General features: G+C 73.0%; 24 protein-coding genes. 13 read left to right on the forward strand and 11 right to left on the reverse strand.

The window, feature by feature from the left end; all coding sequences use genetic code 11:
• The first annotated feature begins 130 nt into the window (after positions 1–130).
• Positions 131–406: a hypothetical protein gene (locus tag SRB17_RS10690; protein ID WP_323375269.1), complete on the forward strand. Its 276-nt coding sequence runs from the start codon at positions 131–133 to the stop codon at positions 404–406.
• A complete protein-coding gene (locus SRB17_RS10695) occupies positions 403–1,896 on the forward strand; it encodes a cytochrome b (RefSeq protein ID WP_153537108.1) in 1,494 nt (497 codons plus the stop codon). The genes SRB17_RS10690 and SRB17_RS10695 overlap by 4 nt, the downstream gene beginning before the upstream one ends.
• On the opposite strand, the gene SRB17_RS10700 is transcribed toward SRB17_RS10695, so the two are convergent.
• Both SRB17_RS10700 and ctaD read right to left on the reverse strand, forming a co-directional pair.
• Entirely contained in the window at positions 1,832–2,215 is a 384-nt protein-coding gene (locus SRB17_RS10700; RefSeq protein ID WP_153537110.1) for a cytochrome c oxidase subunit 4, read from the reverse strand. The two genes, SRB17_RS10695 and SRB17_RS10700, sit on opposite strands and share 65 nt — an antisense overlap.
• The gene (gene ctaD, locus SRB17_RS10705) at positions 2,212–3,876 is read right to left on the reverse strand and encodes a cytochrome c oxidase subunit I (RefSeq protein ID WP_153537112.1); all 1,665 of its coding nucleotides are present in this window, start codon (positions 3,874–3,876) and stop codon (positions 2,212–2,214) included. The genes SRB17_RS10700 and ctaD overlap by 4 nt, the downstream gene beginning before the upstream one ends.
• A 126-nt stretch (positions 3,877–4,002) precedes the next feature.
• Here ctaD and SRB17_RS10710 point away from each other — a divergent pair, with 126 nt between their 5' ends.
• The 6 genes from SRB17_RS10710 (at position 4,003) to SRB17_RS10735 (ending at position 8,522) form a co-directional block, all read left to right on the forward strand.
• A complete protein-coding gene (locus tag SRB17_RS10710) occupies positions 4,003–4,359 on the forward strand; it encodes a DUF6479 family protein (RefSeq protein WP_153538210.1) in 357 nt (118 codons plus the stop codon).
• A 127-nt stretch (positions 4,360–4,486) separates the two neighbouring features.
• The gene (locus SRB17_RS10715) at positions 4,487–4,669 is read left to right on the forward strand and encodes a hypothetical protein (protein WP_323375270.1); all 183 of its coding nucleotides are present in this window, start codon (positions 4,487–4,489) and stop codon (positions 4,667–4,669) included.
• A gap of 139 nt (positions 4,670–4,808) precedes the next feature.
• Complete coding sequence (locus SRB17_RS10720; RefSeq protein ID WP_153537116.1) at positions 4,809–5,876, forward strand: glucose-1-phosphate thymidylyltransferase; 1,068 nt, start codon at positions 4,809–4,811, stop codon at positions 5,874–5,876.
• The gene (rfbB, locus tag SRB17_RS10725) at positions 5,873–6,844 is read left to right on the forward strand and encodes a dTDP-glucose 4,6-dehydratase (RefSeq protein ID WP_153537118.1); all 972 of its coding nucleotides are present in this window, start codon (positions 5,873–5,875) and stop codon (positions 6,842–6,844) included. The genes SRB17_RS10720 and rfbB overlap by 4 nt, the downstream gene beginning before the upstream one ends.
• Positions 6,841–7,722, forward strand: coding sequence for a dTDP-4-dehydrorhamnose reductase (gene rfbD, locus SRB17_RS10730; RefSeq protein WP_153537120.1), 882 nt, complete (start codon positions 6,841–6,843; stop codon positions 7,720–7,722). Before rfbB ends, rfbD begins: the two co-directional genes overlap by 4 nt.
• Positions 7,719–8,522: a class I SAM-dependent methyltransferase gene (locus SRB17_RS10735; RefSeq protein WP_323375271.1), complete on the forward strand. Its 804-nt coding sequence runs from the start codon at positions 7,719–7,721 to the stop codon at positions 8,520–8,522. The genes rfbD and SRB17_RS10735 overlap by 4 nt, the downstream gene beginning before the upstream one ends.
• Positions 8,523–8,569: 47 nt before the next feature.
• Here the strand turns inward: SRB17_RS10735 and rfbC are convergent, their stop codons facing one another.
• The 5 genes from rfbC to SRB17_RS10760 form a co-directional block, all read right to left on the reverse strand.
• Entirely contained in the window at positions 8,570–9,178 is a 609-nt protein-coding gene (rfbC, locus tag SRB17_RS10740; RefSeq protein WP_323375272.1) for a dTDP-4-dehydrorhamnose 3,5-epimerase, read from the reverse strand.
• 4 nt (positions 9,179–9,182) lie between these two features.
• Positions 9,183–11,132 carry a glycosyltransferase family 2 protein gene (locus SRB17_RS10745; protein WP_153537122.1) on the reverse strand — a complete coding sequence of 650 codons (1,950 nt, stop codon included), beginning with the start codon at positions 11,130–11,132 and terminating at the stop codon, positions 9,183–9,185.
• Between the two features lie 133 nt (positions 11,133–11,265).
• Positions 11,266–11,850, reverse strand: coding sequence for a hydrolase (locus tag SRB17_RS10750; RefSeq protein ID WP_153537124.1), 585 nt, complete (start codon positions 11,848–11,850; stop codon positions 11,266–11,268).
• Positions 11,851–11,857: 7 nt separating this feature from the next.
• Positions 11,858–13,261 (reverse strand): MFS transporter, encoded by a 1,404-nt coding sequence (locus tag SRB17_RS10755; RefSeq protein WP_153537126.1) that lies wholly within the window; start codon positions 13,259–13,261, stop codon positions 11,858–11,860.
• Positions 13,261–13,698, reverse strand: a complete 438-nt coding sequence (locus SRB17_RS10760; RefSeq protein ID WP_153537127.1) for a MarR family winged helix-turn-helix transcriptional regulator — start codon at positions 13,696–13,698, stop codon at positions 13,261–13,263. The genes SRB17_RS10755 and SRB17_RS10760 overlap by 1 nt, the downstream gene beginning before the upstream one ends.
• 151 nt (positions 13,699–13,849) lie before the next feature.
• Here SRB17_RS10760 and SRB17_RS10765 point away from each other — a divergent pair, with 151 nt between their 5' ends.
• Genes SRB17_RS10765 through SRB17_RS10785 form a run of 5 tightly spaced genes read left to right on the forward strand, consistent with a single transcriptional unit; the run spans position 13,850 to position 20,185 of the window.
• Positions 13,850–16,885 (forward strand): FAD-binding and (Fe-S)-binding domain-containing protein, encoded by a 3,036-nt coding sequence (locus SRB17_RS10765; protein WP_153537129.1) that lies wholly within the window; start codon positions 13,850–13,852, stop codon positions 16,883–16,885.
• Positions 16,886–16,895: 10 nt separating this feature from the next.
• Positions 16,896–18,005 carry an enolase C-terminal domain-like protein gene (locus SRB17_RS10770; protein ID WP_323375273.1) on the forward strand — a complete coding sequence of 370 codons (1,110 nt, stop codon included), beginning with the start codon at positions 16,896–16,898 and terminating at the stop codon, positions 18,003–18,005.
• Between the two features lie 49 nt (positions 18,006–18,054).
• Complete coding sequence (locus tag SRB17_RS10775) at positions 18,055–19,065, forward strand: SDR family oxidoreductase (RefSeq protein ID WP_153537131.1); 1,011 nt, start codon at positions 18,055–18,057, stop codon at positions 19,063–19,065.
• Between the two features lie 9 nt (positions 19,066–19,074).
• Complete coding sequence (locus tag SRB17_RS10780) at positions 19,075–19,575, forward strand: metallophosphoesterase (protein ID WP_323375274.1); 501 nt, start codon at positions 19,075–19,077, stop codon at positions 19,573–19,575.
• A 22-nt stretch (positions 19,576–19,597) separates the two neighbouring features.
• Entirely contained in the window at positions 19,598–20,185 is a 588-nt protein-coding gene (locus tag SRB17_RS10785) for a GNAT family N-acetyltransferase (RefSeq protein ID WP_153537133.1), read from the forward strand.
• Between the two features lie 97 nt (positions 20,186–20,282).
• On the opposite strand, the gene SRB17_RS10790 is transcribed toward SRB17_RS10785, so the two are convergent.
• The 4 genes from SRB17_RS10790 to SRB17_RS10805 all read right to left on the reverse strand — a co-directional run bounded on the left by SRB17_RS10790 (position 20,283) and on the right by SRB17_RS10805 (position 24,599).
• The gene (locus SRB17_RS10790) at positions 20,283–20,921 is read right to left on the reverse strand and encodes an SRPBCC family protein (RefSeq protein WP_153537136.1); all 639 of its coding nucleotides are present in this window, start codon (positions 20,919–20,921) and stop codon (positions 20,283–20,285) included.
• Positions 20,922–20,942: 21 nt separating this feature from the next.
• The gene (locus SRB17_RS10795) at positions 20,943–22,046 is read right to left on the reverse strand and encodes an XdhC/CoxI family protein (RefSeq protein ID WP_323375419.1); all 1,104 of its coding nucleotides are present in this window, start codon (positions 22,044–22,046) and stop codon (positions 20,943–20,945) included.
• Positions 22,039–23,166: a vWA domain-containing protein gene (locus tag SRB17_RS10800; RefSeq protein ID WP_323375275.1), complete on the reverse strand. Its 1,128-nt coding sequence runs from the start codon at positions 23,164–23,166 to the stop codon at positions 22,039–22,041. Before SRB17_RS10800 ends, SRB17_RS10795 begins: the two co-directional genes overlap by 8 nt.
• A gap of 557 nt (positions 23,167–23,723) precedes the next feature.
• Positions 23,724–24,599: an AAA family ATPase gene (locus tag SRB17_RS10805; RefSeq protein ID WP_153538220.1), complete on the reverse strand. Its 876-nt coding sequence runs from the start codon at positions 24,597–24,599 to the stop codon at positions 23,724–23,726.
• Positions 24,600–24,608: the final 9 nt, after the last annotated feature.

Below are 24,608 nucleotides of genomic sequence, written 5' to 3' on the forward strand. Positions count from 1 at the left end.
CCGTGCCCGCCTCGCCGTCGGCCCACCGCCCTGGCGTACGGCCTTCGCTGACCGCCACACGGGTGCGTTTCGGCAGGTTGGTGAGGCCTCGGGAGGCGGGGCGGGGGAGGGGTGCCTAGGGTCGATTGGTGTGGCACACACCTTCGACGAACTCGTGCAGAAACAGCGCGCGGCCGACGCGGCCCACGCCACGGTCGAGGACCTGCGGGACGCCTACGGCCCGCCGGCCGAGCGGCGGATGACCGGCGCCCAGTCGGGCACGTACGAGACCGCGCTGCGTGCCTGGCGGGACCTGGACCGGGACGTGCAGAGCGCGCTGAGCGAGTTCGCGAAGGAGACGGGCCGGCCCCGCCCGGAGGTGGAGGCCGAGGTGGCCCGCGCGGCGGCGGAGCCCGAGGGCGCATGAGCCGTGCCGGCCGCCACGCCGAGCGGCTCGTCGACGCGGTGGACGCCCGGCTGCCCGTCATCGAGGGCGGCCCGCTGCTGCGCAAGGCGTTCCCCGACCACTGGTCCTTCCTGCTCGGCGAACTCGCCCTGTACAGCCTGCTGGTGCTGATCGTGACCGGGGTCTGGCTCACCCTGTTCTTCCAGCCGGAGATGCGCGAGGTCGTCTACTCGGGCTCGTACGTGCCGCTGCAGGGCGTGCGCATGTCGGCCGCCTTCGACTCCACCCTGTCCATCAGCTTCGACGTGCGCGGCGGACTGCTGATGCGGCAGACCCACCACTGGGCCGCCCTCGTCTTCGTCGCCGCGATCGGCGCGCACCTGCTGCGGATCTTCTTCACCGGCGCCTTCCGCCGGCCGCGCGAGCTGAACTGGGTGATCGGGGTGACCCTGTTCGCGGTCTCGCTGGCCGAGGGGTTCGCCGGCTACTCGCTCCCCGACGACCTGCTCTCCGGCACCGGACTGCGCATCGCGCAGGGCATCATGCTGTCGATCCCGGTCGTCGGCACGTACGTGGCCTTCTTCGTCTTCGGCGGCCAGTACCCGGCCCACGACATCATCACCCGCCTGTACCCGCTGCACGTCCTGCTGCTCCCGGGTGTTCTCCTCGCGCTGGTCGCCCTGCACCTGATGCTGGTCGTGTATCTCAAGCACACCCAGTGGCGCGGACCGGGCCACACCCAGCGCAACGCCGTCGGCAAGCCGTTCTTCCCGCAGTTCACCGGCTCCTCCGGCGGCCTCGCCGTCATCGTGGCAGGCGTCCTGGTGCTGCTGGCGGGCATCGCCCAGGTCAACCCGGTGTGGAACTACGGCCCCTACCGCCCCGACCAGGTCTCCACCGCCTCCCAGCCCGACTGGTACGTCGGCTTCCTGGAGGGCGCGCTGCGGCTGGTCCCGCCGTGGGAGACGAACGTCGCGGGACACACCCTCATGTGGAACGTCCTGCTTCCCGCGGTCGTCCTGCCCGGCCTGCTGTTCGCCGCCCTGTACGCCTATCCGTTCGTGGAGCAGCGGCTGACGGGGGAGTGGTCGGCCGAGCGGCATCTGTGCGACCGGCCCCGCGAGCGGCCGGTGCGCACCGGCCTCGGCGTGGCGGGCACGGTGTGGTACGGCGTGCTGCTGCTGGCCGGCGGGAACGACGTCATCGCCCAGACCTTCCGTGTCTCCGTCAACGCCATCACCTGGGTGCTGCGCGTCGCGTTCGTCCTGGCGCCCGTCGTCGCCTTCCTGGTCACCCGGTGGCTGTGCCGGGCCCTGACGGCGGCCGAGACCGAGCGGCTGGCCGAGGGCGTGCCCACGGGCCGGATCCGGCAGAGCGTCACCGGCGGCTACGAGACCGATCACGAGCCCGTGGAGACGTTCCGGCCCGGTGCCCCGCGCAGACCGCTCACCGGTGCGCGTACTGGTACACCATCCCGAACACCCCGCGCGCCAGAACGCCCAGGCCGATGAGGAACAGCCACAGGCCGAAGACCACGCCGGTGGCCGTCAGCGCGAAACCCAGCGCGGTGACGATCGGAAACAGGCTCTCGTCGGGGAAGAACGCCACCGGCCCGGCCGCGTCCGCCACCTCCGCCTCGGTGCGGTCCTGCGCCCGGGTGCCCCGGCGCCGGTACTGGATCAGGCAGAAGAACGCGACCAGCGCGGCCATCCCGCACGCCACGACCAGCACCACCGTGCCCGTCTCGTCCTGCGACCACATCCCGTACAGCGCCGCGGACCCGCCGAAGAACGCGGCGACCCCGCCGAACAGCATCGCCTCCGCCTTCATCGCGCCAGCTCCTCTCCGGCCGGGCTCTCGATGTCCGGGTGGTGCAGGTCGAAGGCCGGGGACTCGGAGCGGATCCGGGGCAGCGCCACGAAGTTGTGCCTCGGCGGCGGGCAGGACGTCGCCCACTCCAGGCCGCGCCCCCACCCCCACGGGTCGTCCAGGGTGACCTTCTCGCCCGTGGTGGCGGTGCGCCACACGTTGTAGAGGAACGGCAGCGTGGAGACGCCCAGCACGAACGCGCCCGCCGACGACAGGGAGTTGAGCAGCGTGAAGCCGTCCTCTGGCAGATAGTCCGCGTACCGGCGGGGCATGCCGGCCTCGCCGAGCCAGTGCTGCACCAGGAAGGTCAGCTGGAACCCCGGGAACAGCAGCCAGAAGTGCACCTTGCCGAGCCGCTCGTCCAGCATCTTCCCGGTGAACTTCGGCCACCAGAAGTAGAAGCCCGCGAACATCGCGAACACCACCGTGCCGAACAGAACGTAGTGCAGATGCGCCACGATGAAGTAGCTGTCGGTCAGATGGAAGTCCAGCGGCGGTGCGGCGATCAGCACCCCGCTCAGCCCGCCGAGCAGGAACGACACCAGAAAGCCCATCGACCACAGCATCGGGGTCTCGAACGACACCGAGCCGTGCCACATCGTGCCGATCCACGCGAAGAACTTGATGCCCGTGGGCACCGCGATCAGGAACGACATGATGGAGAAGAACGGCAGCAGCACCGCGCCGGTGGCGAACATGTGGTGGGCCCACACCACCGCCGACAGCATGGTGATCGCGATCGTGGCCCCGATCATCGGCAGATAGCCGAACAGCGGCTTGCGGGAGAACACCGGGATGATCTCCGAGATGATCCCGAAGAACGGCAGCGCCACGATGTAGACCTCGGGATGCCCGAAGAACCAGAACAGGTGCTGCCACAGCAGCGCGCCCCCGTTCGTCGCGTCGAAGACGTGCGCCCCGAACTTGCGGTCCGCCTCCAGCACCAGCAGCGCCGCCGTGAGCACCGGGAACGCGGGCAGGATCAGGATCGAGGTGAACAGCACGTTCCAGGTGAAGATCGGCATCCGGAACATCGTCAGGCCCGGCGCGCGCAGGCACAGGATCGTGGCGATGAAGTTCACCGCGGTGAGCGTCGTCGACACACCCGAGACCACCAGCCCCATCGCCCACAGGTCGCCTCCCGCGCCGGGGGAGAAGTAGGCGCTGTTCAGCGGCGCGTAGGCGAACCAGCCGAACGCCGCGGCCCCGCCGGGCACCAGGAAGCCGGAGACCACCATCAGGCCGCCGAACAGGTACATCCAGTACGACAGCGCGTTCAGCCGCGGGAAGGCGAGGTCGGGCGCGCCGATCTGCAGCGGCATGACGGCGTTGGCGAACCCGGCGAACATCGGGGTCGCGAACAGCAGCATCATGATCGTGCCGTGGACCGTGAAGAACTGGTTGTAGCCGTGGTGGCTCAGGAACTGCAGACCCGGCCGGGCGAGTTCCGCGCGCATCCCGAGGGCGAGCAGACCGGCGAGCAGGAAGAAACAGAACGCCGTGACCATGTAGAGCCGGCCGATCACCTTGTGGTCGGCGGTGGAGACCCAGCGCAGCAGGGCCCGGCCGGGACGCGGGGCGGGCGCCGTGTAGCGCGCGACGACCTCGTGAGTGTCCGACATTTCCGGTAGTTCCGTCATCGCGGGTGACGCTACTCCCCGTGACCTGCGGCCTCCCGTGCGCCACGCCCTCACGGCCGGGGTCGTATCCGCCGCCCGGCCGGGTACCCGACGGCCATGAACTCCGCCATGTACACAGCCGCCACGGGCACCGAGGTGTTCGGGTACGTCGTCGTCCTGCTCGCCGGGGTCGTCTGCGTCGCCGGACTGCTCTGGGCCTTCCGGTTCGGTTTCCAGGTGCGCAGCCGCGAACCGGCGCCGCCCCGGCCCGACGAGCAGCCCCGGGTGCCGCCGTCCGGACCCGTCCACGAGGTCCGTGAGATGCGCGAACCCCAGGAGGTGCCCCGGGCCGCGGACGACAGCGAGCGGCTCACCCCGTACCAGGTCGGCAACGTCCGTTCCCGGCGCGCCGACGACCAGCGCCGCCCGCGCTGGTCGCCCGGTTCCAGCGGCTCCTTCGGCGGCGGGGGCGGCGGCCGGACCTGAGCCGGCGTGCGCGTTTGCCGGCGCACCGCCGCGGGGACCCGGTGAGGCACACCTCGCACACGAAGCCCGCGCGGGGCCGGCGCGACCGGCCCCGCCCGGCGCACGACGCAGAAGGAAGTTGGACGACGTGACCGCGCCCGCGCACCCCAGTGACAAACCCGCCCTGCCCTACGCCGAGACCGGCTGGGCCAAGGCTCGCCGACGCCGGGACCGGGGGGTGCGGACATGTCTCCCCGCCGTCGTGCACCGCGGCCGCGCGCAGCGGCAGGGCGGCGCCGCCGAGGACAACATCGTGCGGGGCGAGGACTGAGGGAGCCGCGAGGATCCGGCCCCGGAACCGGGTGAACCCGCCCCGGTAAAGTTCCGTCGACACCAGAGCCATGACGTCGTAACGATCCAGTCATACAAACAAAGGTCCGATCCGGACGATCGCCGTTAGGGTGTGGCGAATGAAGGCTCTGGTGCTCTCCGGCGGCTCCGGCACCCGGCTGCGGCCGATCACGCACACCTCGGCGAAACAGCTGGTGCCGGTGGCCAACAAGCCCGTGCTGTTCTACGGCCTGGAATCTCTTGCCGAAGCCGGGATCACCGAGGTGGGGATCGTCGTCGGTGACACCGCGGCCGAGATCGAGGAAGCCGTCGGCGACGGCTCGAAGTTCGGCCTGGACGTCACCTACATCCCCCAGGAACGTCCCCTCGGCCTCGCGCACGCGGTCCTGATCGCCCGGGACTTCCTCGGCGACGACGACTTCGTGATGTACCTCGGGGACAACTTCGTCGTCGGCGGGATCCGCCCGCTGGTCGAGGAGTTCCGCGCGCACCGGCCCGACGCCCAGATCCTGCTCACGCACGTCGCCGACCCGCGCGCCTTCGGAGTCGCCGAACTCGACGCGTCCGGACAGGTGGTGGCCCTGGAGGAGAAGCCCGAGCACCCCAAGAGCGACCTCGCGCTGGTCGGCGTCTACCTCTTCACGCCGGCCGTCCACGAGGCCGTACGCGCGGTGAAACCGTCCTGGCGGGGCGAGCTGGAGATCACCCACGCCATCCAGTACCTCATCGACACGGGCGCCGACGTGCGGTCCACCCTGATCGGCGGCTACTGGAAGGACACCGGGAACGTCGGCGACATGCTGGAGGTCAACCGGACCGTCCTGGAACGCCTGGAGCGGCGCATCGACGGCGAGGTGGACGACGCCACCGAGACCGTCGGCCGGGTGGTGATCGAAGAAGGAGCGAAGATCACCAACTCCCGGATCGTCGGCCCGGCGCTCATCGGCGCCGGCACCGTCGTCGCCGACTCCTACGTCGGCCCCTACACCTCCATAGCGGAGAACTGCCGGATCACCGACAGCGAAGTGGAGTTCTCCATCGTGCTGCGGGACTCGTCCATCACCGGGGTGGGCCGGATCGAGTCCTCGCTGATCGGCCGGCACACGGAGGTCACCCCGGCGGCCGGAGTACCCAGCGCCCACCGACTCGTCCTCGGAGACCACAGCAAGGTGCAGATCCGTTCATGAACCTCCTCGTCACCGGCGCCGCCGGGTTCATCGGCTCCGCCTACGTCCGCATGCTCCTCGCCGACGACGCGCCCGACGCGCCCCGCATCACCGTGCTGGACCGGCTCACCTACGCCGGCACGCTCACCAACCTCCCGGAGAGCCATCCCCGGCTGGACTTCGTGCAGGGCGACATCTGCGACGCCGACCTGGTCGACAAGCTGACGGCGGACGCCGACCAGGTCGTGCACTTCGCCGCCGAGTCGCACGTCGACCGGTCGATCGAGGGCGCGGCGGAGTTCGTCCGCACGAACGTGCTCGGCACCCAGACCCTGCTGGACGCGGCCCTCAGACATGGCACCGGCCCGTTCGTGCACATCTCCACCGACGAGGTCTACGGCTCCATCGACACCGGCTCCTGGCCGGAGGAGCACCCGCTGGCCCCCAACTCGCCGTACTCCGCCTCCAAGGCCTCCTCCGACCTGCTGGCCCTGGCGTACCACCGCACCCACGGCCTGGACGTCAGGGTCACCCGCTGCTCCAACAACTACGGTCCGCACCAGTTCCCCGAGAAGGTCGTCCCGCTCTTCGTCACCAACCTCCTCGACGGCCTGAAGGTCCCGCTGTACGGCGACGGCCGCAACGTCCGCGACTGGCTGCACGTCGACGACCACTGCCGCGGCATCGACCTGGTGCGCACGAAGGGCCGACCCGGCGAGGTCTACAACATCGGCGGCGGCACCGAACTGAGCAACAAGGAGCTCACCAGCCTGCTCCTCGACGCGTGCGGCGCCGGCTGGGACCGGGTCAGTCACGTCCCCGACCGCAAGGGCCACGACCTGCGCTACTCGGTCGACTGGAGCAAGGCCCGCGACGAACTCGGCTACCGTCCGCGCCGCGACTTCACCGCCGGGCTCGCCGAGACCGTCGCCTGGTACCGCGACCACCGCGGCTGGTGGGAGCCGCTGAAGAAGCGGAGCGGGCGATGAGGTGGCTGGTCACCGGCGCGGGCGGCATGCTCGGCCAGGACACCGTGCACGAACTGCGCGGGCGCGGCGAGGACGTCACGGGCCTTGCCCGCGCCGTCCTCGACATCACCGAACCGGCCGCCGTACAGCGGGCGTTGGCCGGGCACCGGCCGGACGTCGTCGTCAACTGCGCCGCCTACACGGCCGTGGACGCGGCCGAGACCGACGAGGAGCGCGCGCTGCTCGTCAACGGCGAGGGCCCCCGGCTGCTCGCCCGCGCCTGCGCCGCGCGCGGCGCAGGCCTGATCCACGTCTCCACCGACTACGTCTTCTCCGGCGAGGCCCGTGACGTCCCCTACGCGGAGGACGAGGAACCGGACCCGCGCACCGCCTACGGCCGCACCAAGCTCGCCGGGGAGCGGGCCGTGCTCGCCGAACTCCCCGGCGGGTCCGCCGTGTTGCGCACCGGCTGGCTGTACGGCGCGCACGGCCGGAACTTCGTGCGCACCATGCTGGAGCTGGAAGCCGCACGCGAGACCGTCGACGTCGTCGACGACCAGCGCGGGCAGCCCACCTGGAGCGCGGACGTGGCCGCCCGGATCGCCGACCTCGGTCCCCGGATCTCCCCCGACACGGGCGCGCACGGTATCTTCCACGCCACCGCCTCCGGCGAGGCCAGCTGGTACGAGCTGGCGCGCGAGGTGTTCCGGCTGGCCGGCGCCGACCCGGACCGGGTGCGCCGCACCGACAGCCGGGCCTTCGTCCGGCCCGCTCCCCGGCCCGCCTACAGCGTCCTCGGCCACGAACGGTGGCGGGCGGCCGGTCTGGCACCGCTCGGAGACTGGCGGTCCGCCCTGCACGAAGCACTGCCCCACATCCGCAAGGAGATGTCTCAGTGAAACGGCACGAGTTCCTGCGGGAACTCCACAAGGTCAGCGCGAACCGCAACTACCTGGAGATCGGCGTCAACGACGGCCGCAGTCTGACACTGTCCCGGGTGCCCAGCATCGCGATCGACCCCGCGTTCAAGGTGGTCACGGAGATACGCTGCGACGTGCACCTGGCGAAGGCGACGAGCGACGACTTCTTCGCCCGCGACAACCCGCTCGCGCACCTGCGCGGCGGACGCCACCCGCTGCGCAACCTCGCGCGCAACCGCGGCCCGTTCGGCTACTGGCGGCGCACCACCCTCGACCTGTCGTTCATCGACGGCATGCACCTGTTCGAGTACTCGCTGCGCGACTTCATCAACATCGAGAAGCACAGCGACTGGGCCAGCGTGATCGTCTTCGACGACATGCTCCCGCGCAACGTCGACGAGGCCGCCCGCGACCGGCACACCAACGCCTGGACCGGTGACGTCTACAAGCTGGTCGAGATCCTCGGCCGCCACCGCCCCGACCTCGTGACGGTCCTGGTCGACACCGCGCCCACCGGCCAGTTGGTGGTCTTCGGCGCCGACCCGGCGAACACGGTCCTCAAGGACAAGTACGACGAGATCATCGCGGAGTTCGAGGTCCCCGACCCGCAGAAGGTCCCCGAGTCCGTCCTCGAGCGCACCACGGCCGTCAAGCCCGAGGAATTCCTTGCCGCCGGCTTCTGGAAGGCCCTGGTCGCGGCCCGCGACCGGGGCACGAAACGCGCCCGCGGCTGGGAGTCGTTGCGCCGCGCGCTGGCCCCGTACGCCGCCGACCGCTGACCTCGCCCGTACACCGTTTGGGCGGCTGACCTCGCCCGTGCGCCGGGTCAGCCGCCGGACTCCCCCGAGCGCAGCCGCTGGTAGTGGGCGGAGCAGTCCGCGTACGCGGGCAGCAGCCCGGACCGCTCCGCCTCTGCCAGCGAGGGCGCCTCGGCGTCCTTGGGCGACAGCACCGGCTCGATGCCCTCCGGCCAGGCGATGTCCAGCGCCGGGTCGAGCGGGTGCAGCCCGTGCTCGCGCTGCGGCGCGTACCCGGTCGAGCACAGGTACACCACCGTCGCGTCGTCGGTGAGCGCCATGAACGCGTGCCCGAGGCCCTCGGCCAGGAAGACCGCGCGCCGGGTGTCCTCGTCCAGCCGTACGGCCTCCCACTGCGTGTAGGTGGGGGAGCCGACGCGGATGTCCACGACCACGTCGAGGACGGCGCCGCGCACGCACGTGACGTACTTGGCCTGGCCGGGCGGCACGTCGGCGAAGTGGATGCCGCGCAGCACGCCCCGCCGGGACACCGAGCAGTTGGCCTGGGCGAGGCCCAGGTCGTGGCCGGTGGCCTCGCGGAACTCCGCGCCCCGGTACCACTCGTGGAAGCTTCCCCGCTCGTCCGGGAACACCTGGGGCTCCAGCACCCAGGCGTCACCTATCCCCAGTTGGCGCACGCCGTCATGCCCTCCGTGTCGTGGTGGCCGTCCGTGTCCCCCGTACCGCGCCGAGCAGGCGCCGTGCCCTGCGCAGCAGCCGGCGCAGCATACCGGGCGGCGACGGACGGACCACCTCGACGGCACCGGGCGTGCGGCCCACCCGCAGCAGCAGCGGCAGCTTCAGGGTCCGTCCGCCGGCCAGGCGCAGCTCGGTGCGCCACAGGGTGCTGCGCAGCTCGCGCAGCGGCAGATCGGCGGCCAGCAGCGCGTGGACGCCGTCGGCGGGCGTGAGCACGGCCGGCGGGTCCACCGTCCGGCCCGAGGCGTCGGTCAGGCGGAGCGTGGCGTGGGTGCGGTCGGGGACGTACAGCAGCAGCGCGACGGTCAGTGTCTCGGCGTCGGAGACCGCCGCGTCGGCCGGGGTGAGCCGGTGCAGTCCGAGGGACTTGGCGGCGCGGTCCACGTCCAGGGACAGATTGCGGTACTGCTGCGTCCAGTACGGCAGGACGACCCGGTCCGCGACGATCCCGGCCGGCGGCAGCGCGGGCCCCCGCGCCGGGGCGGGACCCAGCCGGCACTCCTTGGTCCAGCCGCCCAGGCCGACCCGCACGTACAGGTCCCACAGGCCGCCGTGCAGCGCGTCGCCGCCCGCCGCCCCGGCGGGATCGACCGTGGCCGTGGCGCGCAGCACCAGCCGGGTGCCGCCGTCCTCGGCCGGAACCCGCTCGCGGGTGACCCGCACCGGCTGGAAGAAGGAGGCCGCGCTCTCCCGGTCGCGCACGATCAGGTCGAGCGTGGCGGCGTCGAAACCGTCCCCGGCGGCCGCGGCCAGCCAGGACGCGGCCTCGGCGAGATCGCGGGGCGCGCCGTCCGCCGGGGGCCCGGGCGCGTCCGCGGGGACGGTCAGCGGGCCCTGCCCGGTGGTGTACTCGGCGGTGAGGTCGATGTGCAGCGCGCCGTCCCGCCAGGCGACACCGGCCGGGACGGCGCACGGTCGCACCCCGGCCTCCCACTCGGCGTAGGCGAGAAGGTCGTCGTAGCGGTCCTCGCGGATCAGCGCGGCGACGATCCGCTGGCCGGGGCGCAGCCCGGGGGCGACCCCGGGGCCGAAGCGCTCGACGACGACCGCGTGCATCTCCTTGAGCAGCTCGCGCCGGTAGTCGTCCGGCATCGCCAGCAGCCGGCGCCCGCTCATCCGCTCCACCATCTCCACCCGCAGCCAGCGGCGCAGCAGCCGGTCGCGCAGCGGGCCCGGCTCGGTGTACCGCTCGACCACGTCGAGGGCCTCGCGGAGGTTGCCGAAGTAGCCGACCGGGTCGAAGCGCTGGAAACCGGCGTTGGAGGCGTCGTCGCGTGCGAGGTGGTAGTAGCAGACGTAGTCGCTCAGCACCGAGACGTTGTCCGCGCGCAGATAGGCCTCGGTGATGAAGACGTGGTCCTCCAGGCGTCGCCGGCCCTCCGGGAAGCGCAGTCCGGTGCGGTCCAGGAAGGAGCGCCGGAGCATCTTGTGCGGGGTGAGGCTGTCGATGAGGGGAGCGCTCGCGACCGTGGCGTGCGGGTGGTTGCGGCGGAACAGCTCCACCGGCACCGGCCTGCCCTTTCCGGCCATCTTGCCGACGATCACATCCGCCTTGTTGGCGACCCCGTAGTCGTACATCCGCTCCAGGGCCTCGTCGCCGAGCCGGTCGTCGTTGTCGACGAACATCACGAACTCGCCGCGGGAGGCCTCTATGCCGACGTTGCGGGGCTTGCCGGACCAGCCGGAGTTCTCCTGGTGGATGACGCGTATGTGCGGATGCCCCGTGGCGAGCGCGTCCAGGCGGGCCGGGGTGGCGTCGGTGGAGCCGTCGTCCACGAAGATCACTTCGTAGGCGTCCGGAGGCAGCGACTGGCGCAGCAGCGAGGCGATGCAGTCCTCGATGTACGGCCCCGGGTTGTACACGGGGACGATGACGCTGACCTTGACCGGCATCCGGCTCCAAGCCCCCTCAGTTCGCTTGCCGTTGCCTATTTGGCACGGTGGGCGTGGCCGAATGCTAACCCGGCCCCTTGCGCGGGTGTTCGGGCACCCCCGCTCCCGCCGCAAGGGGCCGGGCGCGCCCGGGTCAGGCGTGGGTCTTGGCGAGCAGCTCCAGGATCTCGGCGGTCGTGCCGCTCTCGCCGAGCCGCGGGAAGATCCGCTCGACGCTGCCCGCGTGCGCCTCGGCGTCGGCGTCGGCCATCGCGTCGGTGGCGAGGGTGACGTGGTAGCCGTGGGCGTAGGCGTCCCGGGCGGTGGACTCCACGCCGATGCTGGTGGCGATGCCGGTCAGCACGATCTGGGTGATGCCGCGGCGGCGCAGCTGGACGTCCAGGTCGGTGCCGTGGAAGGCGCTCCAGTTGTGCTTGGTGACGCGGATGTCGCCGGGGTGGCCGGACAGCTCGTCGACGAGGACGTCCCAGCCCTCGGGGAAGGCGAGGCCGCGCGCCTGGCGCTCGGTGCGGCCGGGGACGGCGTCGGCCCAGTCGGGCGCGAAGGAGACCCGGACCAGGACCACGGGCAGGTTCCGGGACCGGAAGGCCTCGGCCAGTTCGGCGGTGCGGGAGACGACGTCCGCGGCCGCGTGCGGCTGGACGGGCATGCCCACGATGCCGTTCTGCAGGTCGATCGCGACGAGGGCGGTACGGGGGTCGAGCGTGGTGAGCGACATGAGTCGGTCAGGCCTTTCCGATGGTTCGGGGAGTGGTGGTGCCCAGCCGGCCCAGAGAGCGGTCCGGCAGGATCGTCGCCAGCAGCAGTGCGGAGCCGGCGAGCATGAACAGGGCCAGGCCGTGCAGCCCGGCCGTGTCGGCGCGGTGCGGGTAGAACGCCGCGGTGGCGGCGGACGCGGCCAGCGCGCCGAGGTAACCGAAGGTCCGCAGCAGCCCGGCCGCGGAGGCGATCCGCTCCGGATCGGCCTGCCGGTACAGGGCGTTCTGCGTGGCCAGGCCGATGAGGCCCTGCGGGACGCCGAGCAGCGCGCCGACCGCGAGCAGCAGCCACAGGGCGCTGTCGGCGCGCACGAGGAGCAGCAGGGCGCAGCCCGCGACCTGGAGCGCGGAGCCGACGATCAGCTTGCCGCGCACCGCCTCCCGGCGCCCGGTGAGCGTGGACACGATCAGTGCGGCCACCGACAGCGGCAGCAGCACGAGCCCGGCGGTGGAGGCGCCGAGCCCGCGCCCCTGCTCCAGCCACTGCGTGTAGCCGTACATGAAGGCGTAGGAAGTGGTGTAGGCGAGCAGCTGGCGCAGATAGGTGGCGAGCTGCGGGCCGTTGCCGCCGAGGACGCGCAGGTCGATGAACGGGTCCGGTACGCGCAGCTCGCGCACGGCGAAACCGGCGGCCGCGACGGCCGACAGCACCGGCAGGTACCAGCGGTCGGCGCGCGGGTGCATCAGGAACAGCATCAGCGCGACCAGCAGTAGCGCGAACAGCGCCATGCCGAGCAGGTCCACGGCCCGCCGCCGGGTCTCGGACCGGGGCAGCCGCAGGGTGGCGAGCACCAGGCAGACCGCCGAGAGCGGCACGTTGAGGGTGAACACGGCGCGCCAGCCGCCGAGGCCGATCAGCAGGCCGCCGAGCGCGGGCCCGACGACGGCCACCGTCTGGTTGGCGACGGCCAGCGCGGCCAGCACCCCGGCCGGGCTGTCCTGCCCGGTGCGTTCGGCCTCGCTGCGGGTCAGCCGCATGGCCGCCGGGTACGCCGCCGAGGTCCCGAATCCCAGCAGGACCCGCGCCGCGATGAGCGCGCCCAGCGAGGGCGCGAGCGCGCCGAGCACGCCGGCGACGCCGACCAGGGCCGTACCGGCGAGGTAGAGCCTGCGCGGGCCGTACATGTCCACCAGGCGGCCGATGACGGGCTGCCCGACGGCCGTGGCCAGATAGAGCGCCGAGACCAGCCAGGCGGTCTCGGCGGGCGGGGCCCCGAAGGCGACGCCGATCGGCACCAGGGCCACGGCGATCATCGAGGAGTTGATCGGGTTGAGGACCGAGCCGAACAGCATCGGCGGGATCAGCCGGCGGTCGGATCCGGCGGGGGCGGGGCGGGTGGCCCTCTCGGTGCGTCCGGTGAGCCTCGGCATCACTGCTGCGACAGCCGTTCCATGAGCTCCAGTGCCGTCAGCACGGTCTGCCGTTCCTCCTCCGTGTAGCGGTCCTGGAAGGCGCGGGCCAGCCACTCCTCGCGGACCTGGCGGTTGCCCGCTGTGCGGGCCCGCCCGGCGTCGGTGAGGGTGACCAGCTGGCGGCGGCCGTCGTCGGGGTCGGGGGCGCGCCGGATCAGACCGTGCTGCTCCAGCGCGGCCAGCGTGGTCGCCATCGACTGCGGGCGTACGCCCTCGGCGCCGGCGAGCGCACTGGCCGTCGCGGCGCCGTGCTTGCCGACCAGGGTGAGCGCCGACTCCTGGGACGGGCTGAGGTCGGTGTCCTGCGCGACCTCGCGGATACGGCGCCGCAGCCGGCTGAACACCACGCGCAGATCGCGCGCGGCACGGGCGGCGGAGTCGGAGATGTCAGCCATGCCGCCCACCCTAGGACCGACAGCGGAAACTGTCCAGTCCAACCTGTTTAGTTTCCCTTTTCAGTCTTCCTGTTCAGTTTTGCCTGACGAATTGTCGGGTACTCGCCGGTCCTCGGACAGCGCAGTACGTCGGTGAACCAAAGGAGCGCAGATGACCCCTCCGGACACGTCCGGCCTGGAGGCCGCTCTGAGCGCCGAGGTGGACGGCGAGGTCCGCTTCGACGCCGGCAGCCGCGGCGCCTACAGCACGGACGGTTCCAACTACCGGCAGGTCCCCCTGGGTCTCGTCGTCCCCCGCACGGTCGAGGCGGGCGCCCGGGCGCTGTCGGTGTGCGCACGCTTCGACGCCCCCGTCCTCTCCCGCGGCGGCGGCACCAGCCTGGCCGGACAGTCGACCAACACCGCCGTGGTGATCGACTGGAGCAAGTACTGCACCCGGCTGGTCTCCGTCGACCCCGGGCGGCGCACCTGTGTGGTGGAGCCCGGGATCGTCCTGGACGAACTGAACCGCCAACTCGGCCCCCACCAGCTCCAGTTCGGGCCGAAACCCGCCACCCACAGCCACTGCGCGCTCGGCGGCATGATCGGCAACAACTCCTGCGGCGCCTCCGCGCAGGCATACGGCAAGACCGTCGACAACGTCCGGGGCCTGGAGATCCTCACCTACGACGGACAGCGCACCTGGACCGGTCCCACCCCGCCCGACGAGCGCGCCCGCATCGTCGCCGCCGGCGGCCGGCTCGCCGAGCTCTACGGCGGCCTCGACCGCATCGCCACCGAGTACCTGGCCGACATCCGCCGCGGTTACCCGAAGATCCCCCGCCGCGTCTCCGGCTACAACCTGGACTCCCTGCTGCCCGAGAACGGCTTCGACGTGGCCAAGGCGCTCGTCGGCAGCGAGAGCACCCTGGTCACCGTCCTGCGCGCCGAACTCGACCTCGTCCCGGTGCCGCCGTACCAGTCGCTGCTGGTCCTCGGCTACGACGACGTCTGCGCCGCCGCCGACGACGTACCCCGCCTGCTGGAGCACAGCACGCCCAGCCAGCTCGAGGCCCTGGACGACCGCATGGCGCAGCTGATGCGCGAGGAGGGCGCCTACCTCGACTCGCTCGCCATGCTCCCCGAGGGCGACAGCTGGCTGATGGTGCAGTACAGCGGTGACAGCCAGGAGGACGTGGACGAGCAGGCGCACGCTCTGCTGCGGGCCGTCGGCCGGGACGAGAAGGCAAGCAGCGTCGCCTTCTCCGACGACCCCGAGCGCGAGCAGAAGATGCTCAGGGCCCGCGAGGCCGGACTCGGCGTCACCGCGCGACCGCCGGACGGCCGGGAGACCTGGGAGGGCTGGGAGGACTCCGCCGTACCGCCCGAGCGGCTCGGCGACTATCTGCGCGACCTGAGGAGCCTGTTCGACGCGTTCGACTACGACCGCCCGACCCTGTACGGCCACTTCGGACAGGGCTGTGTGCACACCCGCATCCCCTTCGACCTCAGGACCGCCCACGGCGTGGCCGACTTCCGCCGCTTCGTGGAGCGCGCCGCCGACCTCGTGGCCTCCTACGGCGGCTCGCTGTCCGGCGAGCACGGCGACGGCCAGTCCCGCGGCGAACTGCTCACCCGGATGTTCGGCGAGCGGCTCGTCACCGCCTTCGGCGAGCTGAAGGCCCTCTTCGACCCCCGCGACCGGATGAACCCCGGCAAGATCGTCCGCCCCAACCCCGTCGACGGGCAGCTGCGGCTCGGCCCCGGCTGGCGGCCGGCCACGGAGGCGACCCACTTCGGCTTCCCCGAGGACGAGCACAACTTCAACCGCGCGGTGATGCGCTGCGTCGGCATCGGCAACTGCCGCAGCCACTCCGGCGGCGTGATGTGCCCCTCCTACCGGGCCACCATGGAGGAGGAGCACTCCACCCGCGGCCGGGCCCGGCTGCTGTTCGAGATGCTGAACGGCCATGCCGACTCCGCGATCCAGGACGGCTGGCGCTCCACGGCCGTACGCGACGCGCTCGACCTGTGCCTGGCCTGCAAGGGCTGCAAGTCCGACTGCCCGACCGGCGTCGACATGGCCACCCTCAAGGCAGAGTTCCTCGCCCACCACTACGAGGGCCGTACGCGCCCCGCCGCGCACTACTCCATGGGCTGGCTCCCGGTCTGGGCCCGGCTCTCCCGCATCGCCCCCGCCCTGGTCAACTCCGCGCTGCACGCACCCGGACTCGCCCGCGCCGGAAAGCGGCTGGCCGGTGTGGACGGCGCCCGCTCGGCACCGGTGTTCGCCGAGGAGTCCTTCGTCCAGTGGTGGCGGGCCCAGCGCCGAGAGCAGCCGGACCCCGCCGACCCGCGCACCGTCGTCCTGTGGCCCGACACCTTCAGCACCTACTTCCACCCCGCCATCGCCAAGTCGGCCGTACGGATACTGGAGGACGCGGGCTTCCGAGTCGCCGTCCCCACCGAGCCGGTGTGCTGCGGCCTGACCTGGATCTCCACCGGTCAACTCCCCATGGCCAAGAAGGTGTTGACCCGCACCCTCGCGGTGCTGCGCCCCCACCTGGAGGCGGGCACCCCGGTCATCGGCCTGGAACCCTCCTGCACGGCCGTCTTCCGTGCCGACGCCCCCGAGCTGATGCCCGCCGACCAGGACGTGCGCCGACTGGCCGGACAGGTCCGCACCCTCGCCGAACAGCTCGTCCACCACGCCCCCGACGACTGGCGGCCACCACAGCTCGCCCGGCCGGCGACCGTGCAGACCCACTGCCACCAGCACGCCGTCATGAAGTTCGACGCCGACGAAGAACTGATGCGCCGCGCCCACCTGGACGCCGACGTCCTCGACGAGGGCTGCTGCGGACTCGCCGGCAACTTCGGCTTCGAACGCGGCCACCACGAGGTCTCCATGGCCGTCGCCGAACTGGGCGTCCTGCCCTCCGTGCGCGCCGCCGCACCGGACAGCCTGATTCTCGCCGACGGCTTCAGCTGCCGCACGCAGATCGAGGGGGCCGGCACCGGCCGCCGCGCCCTGCACCTCGCGGAGGCCCTGGCGCTCGCCCTCGACGGCAACCTGCCCAGCGACCACCCGGAACGCCTGGCCGACCGCCCGCCCGAGCCCTCGCGCACGGCACGCTGGACGACGACGGCGACCGTCGCCGGCCTCGCCGCCGGCGGTGCCGTGCTCGGGGCGCGGCGGCGGGTGTGAGGAGGCGTCCGTGAGCGACCGGCCGACCGTCGACGCCATCGACACCGCCGTCTACACCGTGCCCACCGACGCCCCCGAGGCGGACGGCACCCTGGCCTGGGACCGGACCACCCTCGTCCTGGTCACCGTGCGCTCCGGCAGCACCACCGGCCTCGGCTACACCTACGCCCCGGCCGCCACCGTCCAGGTCGTCCGCGAGCTCCTCGCCGGCACCGTCACCGGTCTGCCGGTGCTCGACGTGCCGCGCGCGAACGAACGGATGTGCCGGGCGGTGCGCAACGCCGGACAGCCCGGTGTGGCCGCGCAGGCGACCGCCGCCGTCGACATCGCCCTGTGGGACCTCAAGGCCCGCCTGCTCGGCCTGCCCCTCGTCGACCTGCTCGGCGCCGCCCGCGACGACGTGCCCGTGTACGGCAGCGGCGGCTTCACCACCTACGACGCCGAGCGCCAGGACCGCCAACTGCGCGGCTGGGCCGAGGACGAGGGCATCCCCCGCGTCAAGATCAAGATCGGTGAGTCGTGGGGCGGCCGGGAGACCCGCGACCTCGAACGGGTCGCCCGCGCACGGCAGAGCGTCGGCGACGCGGCCGAGCTGTACGTGGACGCCAACGGCGGCTACACCGGCGGACAGGCCGCACGCATCGGCGACGCGCTCGCGGACCAGGACGTCACCTGGTTCGAGGAACCGGTCTCCTCCGACCACCTCACCCTGCTCGCGGACCTGCGCGGCCGCCTCCCGATGGACGTCACCGCCGGCGAGTACGGCTACACCCTGCCGTACTTCGAGCACATGCTGGCCGCCGGGGCGGTCGACTGCCTCCAGGCGGACGTCACCCGGTGCGGCGGCATCACCGTCTGGCTGCGCGTCGCCGCGCTCGCCCACGCGCGCGGGATCGACGTCTCGGGCCACTGCGCGCCGCACGCCCACGCGCATGCCGCCGCTGCCGTACCCAATCTGCGCCACCTGGAGTGGTTCCACGACCACGTCCGCATCGAGCGGCTCTTCTTCGACGGCGTCCTCGACCCCGGCGACGGGAGCATCACTCCGGGCGCCGACGGGGCACCCGGACTGGGGCTGACCCTCGTGGAGGAACGGGCCGGGCCGTACCGCGTGGCGTGAAGTCACCCCACGGGGCAGTGAAGTCAGTGTGCGGGAAAGGGAGATGACCATGCCACCGACCGTCGTCATCACCGGCGCCAGCGCCGGGATCGGGCGCGCCACCGCCCGCCTGTACGGCAGGCGCGGCGCGAACGTCGTGCTGGTCGCGCGCGGTGAGGGCGGCCTTCAGGCGGCGGCGGACGAGGTCGCGGCCCTCGGCGGACGCCCCCTCGTCCAGCCGGCCGACACGGCCGACCAGGCCCAGGTCGAGGCCGTCGCCGAGGCCGCGGAGAAGGAGTTCGGCCCGGTCGACGTGTGGATCAACTGCGCCTTCGCGACCGTGTTCGCGCCGTTCGAGGAGATCACGCCGGAGGAGTTCCGGCGGATCACCGACGTCACCTACCTCGGCTTCGTCAACGGCACCCGCTCGGCCCTGAAGCGCATGCTGCCCCGCGACCGGGGCACGATCGTGCAGGTCGGCTCGGCCCTCGCAGAGCGGTCCATCCCGCTGCAGTCCGCGTACTGCGGCGCCAAGCACGCCATCAACGGCTTCACCTCCTCTCTGCGCACCGAACTGCTGCACCGCGGCAGCGGCGTCCACGTCACCGTCGTCCAGCTGCCCGCGGTCAACACCCCCCAGTTCGAATGGGTCCGCTCCCGGCTCTCCCGGCACCCCATGCCGGTGCCGCCCATCTACCAGCCGGAGGTCGCGGCCCGCGGCGTGCTGTACGCGGCCGACCACCCGCGCCGCAAGCAGTACTTGGTCGGCGCCAGCACCGTGGCCACTATCTGGGCCAACCGGCTCGCCCCGGCCCCGCTCGACCGCTACCTCGCGCGCACCGGCTTCGGCTCCCAGCAGACCGACCGCATCCCGCCCGCCGGACTGGACAACCTCTTCGCGCCCGTGGACCAGGACCCCGCCGAGGACCAGGGCGCCCACGGCTCCTTCGACGACAGCGCCCACCCCCGCTCCTGGCAGCAGACCCTGGTACGGCACCCCGCCGCCACCGCCCTCGGCACCGGCGCCGCGCTGCTCGGCGTCGCACGCGGCCTGCGCCGGCTGACCTCCCGCGCCGCCTAGGCTGACGCCGTGCGTCTCCTGCTCATGTCCGACACCCATCTGCCCAAGCGCGCCAAACGGCTCCCCGAGCCGCTGCTGGCCGAACTCCCCTGCGCGGACGTCGTGTTCCACGCCGGGGACTGGGTCGACACCGCCACCCTGGACCTGCTGGAGAGCCGCTGCCGCCGGCTCATCGGCGTCCACGGCAACAACGACGGCCCTCAGCTGCGGGCCCGGCTCCCCGAGGTCGCGTACGCCGAACTGGACGGCCTGCGCTTCGGCGTGGTCCACGAGACCGGTCCCGCCCAGGGCCGCGAGGCCCGCTGCGCCGCGCGCTTCCCCGACCTCGACGTGCTGGTGTTCGGCCACAGCCACATCCCCTGGGACACCACCGCGCCGACCGGCCTTCGCCTGCTCAACCCCGGCTCACCGACCGACCGCCGGCGCCAGCCCCACTGCACGTACATGACCGCCGTGCTCGCCGGCGGTGCGCTCACCGAGGTGACCCTGCACCCGCTGCCGCAGCGGTAGCGTTCCGTGGCATCATCCGCGGATGATCAACAGCTCCGGCATACCCGCCGTCGTACCCGCGGGCCGCATGGCCCGGCAGGCCCAGCCCGTCCTGTCCCTGGCGCCCGGCCCGGAACTGCGGCCCTGGCGTGCCGACGACGCGAGCGCGCTGCTCGCCGCCGGCCAGGACCCGGCGATCCGGCAGTGGAACCTGTTCACCGTGGACGGCCTCGACGACGCCCGGCAGCGGATCGCGCGCATGCACGAGCGGTGGCGGGCGGAGACCGGCGCCGTGTGGGCCGTGGCCCGGCCGGGCGGCCCGGCCGTCGGGCTCATCGGGCTGAACGACGTCGACCTCGCGGGCGGGTCCGCCGAGCTCGTCTACTGGCTGCTGCCCGAGGCGCGTGGTGGTGGGGTCGCGGTGGCGGCGGTGCGCCGGCTGGGGCGGTGGGCCCTGGACGACCTGGGTCTGCATCGGCTGCGGCTGTGCCACTCCACGGCCAATCCCGCGTCGTGCCGGGTGGCAGAGAAGGCCGGGTACGAGCTGGAGGGTACGCAGCGTAGTGCTCTGTTGCATCCCGATGGCTGGCATGATCAGCATCTGCATGCGCGGGTTCAGGGTGACGTCTGAGTCGCCTGCCGGTCTGCCGGGACCGGTTCGTGTGCGGGGGTGCGGCCGAGCCTTTGGCCGGGCGCGCAGTTTCCCGCGCCCCTCAGGGGGTCGTCCGTCACCAGCGCTGAGGAGTGAGCCTCCTTCGCCCGCGTCCTAGCAGCCTTGCCGCCACCCATGCCAGAACGGCCGCCGCCGCCACGAGCACCGCTCGCTTGGCCACCGGCAGGCTGGACGCGCGCAGCAGGTCGAAGGGTTCCGGCTCCGGCTCCTCCCGCTGTCGCGGTTGTTCCTCGGTGATCGGTGCCGGGGCCGGCTCGGCGAGTCTGTCCGCCAGGCAGGACGCGAACTGGCCCACGAGACGGTCGCCCACCTCCGCCAGCACCCCGCGTCCGAACTGCGCGGGGCGGCCGGTCACCGTGAGGTCGGTCCGCACCGACACCGCCGTGCCGCCGTCGCGTTCGGCCAGGGTGGCGGCGACCTTCGCCCTCGCCGTGCCCTGTCCCCGGGTCTCCCGGCCGCTTGCCGCGAGCACCATCCGGTGGGCCGGTTCGTCCTGCTCCTCGAAGACCGCCGTACCCCGGTAGGTCACGGTGACCGGGCCGACCTTGACCTTCACCGAGCCGGTCACGGTCTTGCCGTCGTAGTCCTCCACCACCGCGCCCGGCAGACAGGGTGCGACCCGTTCGATGTCGAGGAGTGCGTGCCAGGCGTCGTCGACCGGGACGGGGACGGTGAACTCGTGGTGCAGTTCCATGACGGGCTCCTTCCGGAATGGTCAGGCGGCGGGCGGGTGGATGGCTCCGGCCGTGCTGGTCAGCGGCGCGCCGCTGCCGCCCCAGCGCAGCGCGACGATCTCGGCGGCGACGGACACGGCGACCTCCTCGGGCGTACGGGCCCCCAGGTCGAGCCCGAGCGGTGAGCGCAGCCGGGACAACGCGGCCCGGGTGAGGCCGGCCTCGGTGAGCCGTGCGAGCCGCTCCTCGTGGGTCTTCCGGCTGCCCATCGCGCCGATGTAGGCGGCCGGACGGCGCAGGGCCTCCTCCAGGAGCGGCACGTCGAACTTCGGGTCGTGGGTGAGGACACAGATCACGGTGCGGTCGTCGGTGTCCGTGCCGGCGAGATGGCGGTGCGGCCAGTCGACCACGACCTCGACGGCCGCCGGGAAGCGTTTGGGTGTGGCGAAGACCGGGCGGGCGTCGCACACGGTGACCCGGTAACCGAGGAAGTCGCCGATGCGCGCCACGGCGGCCGCGTAGTCGATCGCGCCGAAGACCAGCATGCGCGGCGGCGGGGCGAAGGACTGGAGGAACACGGTGACGGCGTCCTCACGGCGCTCGCCGTGCGGCCCGTAGTGCCGCAGGACCGAGGCGCCCAGCGCGAGTTCGCCGCGCGCGTCGGCGGTGACCGCGACGTCGAGGCCGCTTGCGCCGAGCGTGCCCGCCGCCCGGTCCGGCCAGACCACGAGCGTGGCGCCGCGCGGCGCCGGTCCGTCCACCACCGTGGCCACCGTCACCGGCTCGCCCCCGGCGACCGACGCGGCGACCGCGCCGAGCGCCGGGTCCGATCCGGGCGTCACCGGGCGTACCAGCAGGGTGATCTCGCCGCCGCAGGTCAGCCCGACCGCGAACGCGTCCTCGTCGCTGTATCCGAAGGTCGCGAGGCGCGCCTCGCCGCTCGCCACGACCTCCTGGGCGAGTTCGAACACCGCGCCCTCCACGCAGCCCCCGGACACGCTCCCCACGACCTCGTCGTCCGGGCCCACCGCCATGGCGGCGCCGGGGCCGCGCGGCGCGCTGCGGCTGACCGCGACGACCGTGGCCAGCCCGAACGGCATCCCGGCCGCGTGCCAGTGCGCCAGCGCCGGCAGGATCTCACGCACCATCCGCTCCTCTCACCGGGGCCGCGGCGGTCGGGGCACCGCGCACCACCGCAGCCAGCCGCTCCAGCGCCGCCAGGCTGTGCCCCGCGACGAAGGCGTCCACGCTGGGCAGTGCCGCCGCCATCCCGGCCGCCAGCGGCGCGTAACCGGGGCGGGCCTTGCGGGGGTTCGCCCAGACCACCTGGTGGGCCAAGGCATGCAGTCGGCGCATCTGCTGACCCAGCAGCTCCGGATCGCCGCGCTCCCAGCCGTCCGAGAGCAGGACGACGATCGCGCCGCGCGCCATACCGCGCTGCCCCCAGCGGTTCAGGAACTCGCGCAGCAGCTCGCCGAGCCGGGTGCCGCCGCGCCAGTCGGGCACGGCCGCCGCGACGGCCGCCATCGCCAGGTCGGGGTCCCGGTGCGAGAGTTCGCGGGTCACCCGGGTCAGCCGGGTGCCGATGGTGAACACCTCCGTCCGGCCCGCGCGCACGGCCGCGTGCGCGAACCGCAGCAGCGCGTCGGCGTACGGCGCCATCGAGCCGCTCACATCGACGAGCAGTATCACACGACGCGGTCGCTCCACGCGCGCGTGCCGGCGCAGCCGGGCCGGTTCCCCGCCCCGCCGCAGCAATTCCCGTACCGTGCGCCGCGGATCGACCTCACCACGCCGGGCGGGCCGACGCCGCGCCGAGCGCCGCGCCTGCCCCTGGAGCGCGAACGCGGCGAACAGCCTGCGCAGTTGGTCACGCTCGGCGGGGTCGAGCGCGGCGAAGTCGCGGTGCCGCAGCACCTCGGCCGAGCTGGCGAGCGCGGCGACCGGCGGTCCCGGCGGCTCGCCCTCGCCGGGCGTACCCGGTCCCGCGGGCGCCTTCCGGGCGACCAGCCGCAGCCGGGGCGGGGGAGCGGCAGGCACCGGCCGACGGGCCTGCTCGCCCGAGGGGCCGAAGTACGCGGCGAACACCCGCTCGTAACGCTCCAGGTCGTCGTGCCCGCCGCACAGCGTCGCCCGTCCCGCCCCGTACACGTCCGCCCGCACCCCCGGCCGCAGCGCGGCCACGGCGCGCAGGAAGGCGTGCAGCCGCTCGGTGCTGGCCTCGACCCCGGCCGCACGCAACGCCCGCACGAAACCGACCAACACGGCCTCCGCCCCGAGAGGTTGGGGGGTGGTCCCGAGGGCTTCGGGGCCGGTCTCGAGAGGGCCCGGGCGGCTCGCCGGGTGTTCGCGGTCGGTCCCGAGGGGGGCGGGGTGGCTCGCCGGGTGTTCGGCGGCCGTCCCTGAGTGTTCGCGGTCGGTCCCGAGGGGGGCGGGGTGGCTCGCCGGGTGTTCGGCGGCCGTCCCTGAGTGTTCGCGGTCGGTCCCGAGGGGGGCGGGGTGGCTCATCGGGTGTTCGGCGGGCGTCCCTGAGTGTTCGCGGTCGGTCCCGAGGGAGCCGGAGTCGCTCGCTTGACGTTCGGGGCCGGTCCCCGGGTGTTCGGCGTCCGTCCAGGAGCGTTCGGGGCCGGTCCCGAAGGATTCGCGGCCCGGGCCGTGGTGTTCGGGTGCCGTCCCGACGCGCCCAGGGTCCATCCCGTGGCGTCCTGCGTCCGCTTCGTGGCGTACGGCGCGCCCTTCGTCGCGTCCGGCGTGCCTCTCGTGCCGTACGGCGTCCGCTCCCGGCGGGCGGTCTGGATCGTTCCCGGTCGTGGGCACCGCCGTCACCCGCCCCGGGCCGCGAGGACCGCCGCGAGATCGAGACCCCGCGCCCGGTCCGTGTCCTCGCGGTACTTCAGCACCGAGCCCAGCGTCGCCACCGCCAGGTCCGCGTCCACCTCGCTCGCCCCCAGCGCGTCCAGGGCCTCGGCCCAGTCCAGGGTCTCGGCCACCCCGGGCGGTTTGAGGAGGTCAGCGCCCCGCAGAGCCTGCACCAGTGCCGTGACCTGCTCGGCCAGCAGCGCCGACACCCGGGGCAACCGGCGGCGCACGATGGCCAGTTCGCGGGCGAAGGAAGGATGGTCGAACCAGTGGTACAGGCACCGGCGTTTCAGGGCGTCGTGCACCTCGCGGGTGCGGTTCGAGGTCAGGACGACGACCGGCGGGACCTCGGCGCGCAACGTGCCCAGCTCGGGGATGGTCACCGAGTACTCGGACAGCAGCTCCAGCAGGAACGCCTCGAACTCGTCGTCGGCCCGGTCGATCTCGTCGACCAGCAGTACCGCCGGCCGGCTCTGGAGGGCCTGGAGCAGTGGCCGGGCGATGAGGAAGCGGCGGTCGTACAGCTCGCTCTCCAGCCGGTCCGCGTCCGTGACCCCGGCCGCCTCAGCGGCCCGCAGGTGCAGCAGCTGGCGCGGGAAGTCCCAGTCGTACAGGGCCTGCGCGGCGTCGATGCCCTCGTGGCACTGCAGCCGGATCAGCCGGGCCCCGAGCGCCTCGGCGAGGGCGGCGGCGAGCGCGGTCTTGCCCACGCCGGCGTCGCCCTCGCAGAACAGCGGCCGGTGCAGCCTCAGGGCCAGGAAGCAGGTGACGGCCAGCCCTTCGTCGACGAGGTACCCCGTCTCCTCCAGGCGGGCCCGCACCTGCTCCGGGTCGTCCATCGTGATGAT

The sequence above is a fragment of the Streptomyces sp. RB17 genome (assembly GCF_009604455.1).
GTDB lineage: Bacteria > Actinomycetota > Actinomycetes > Streptomycetales > Streptomycetaceae > Streptomyces.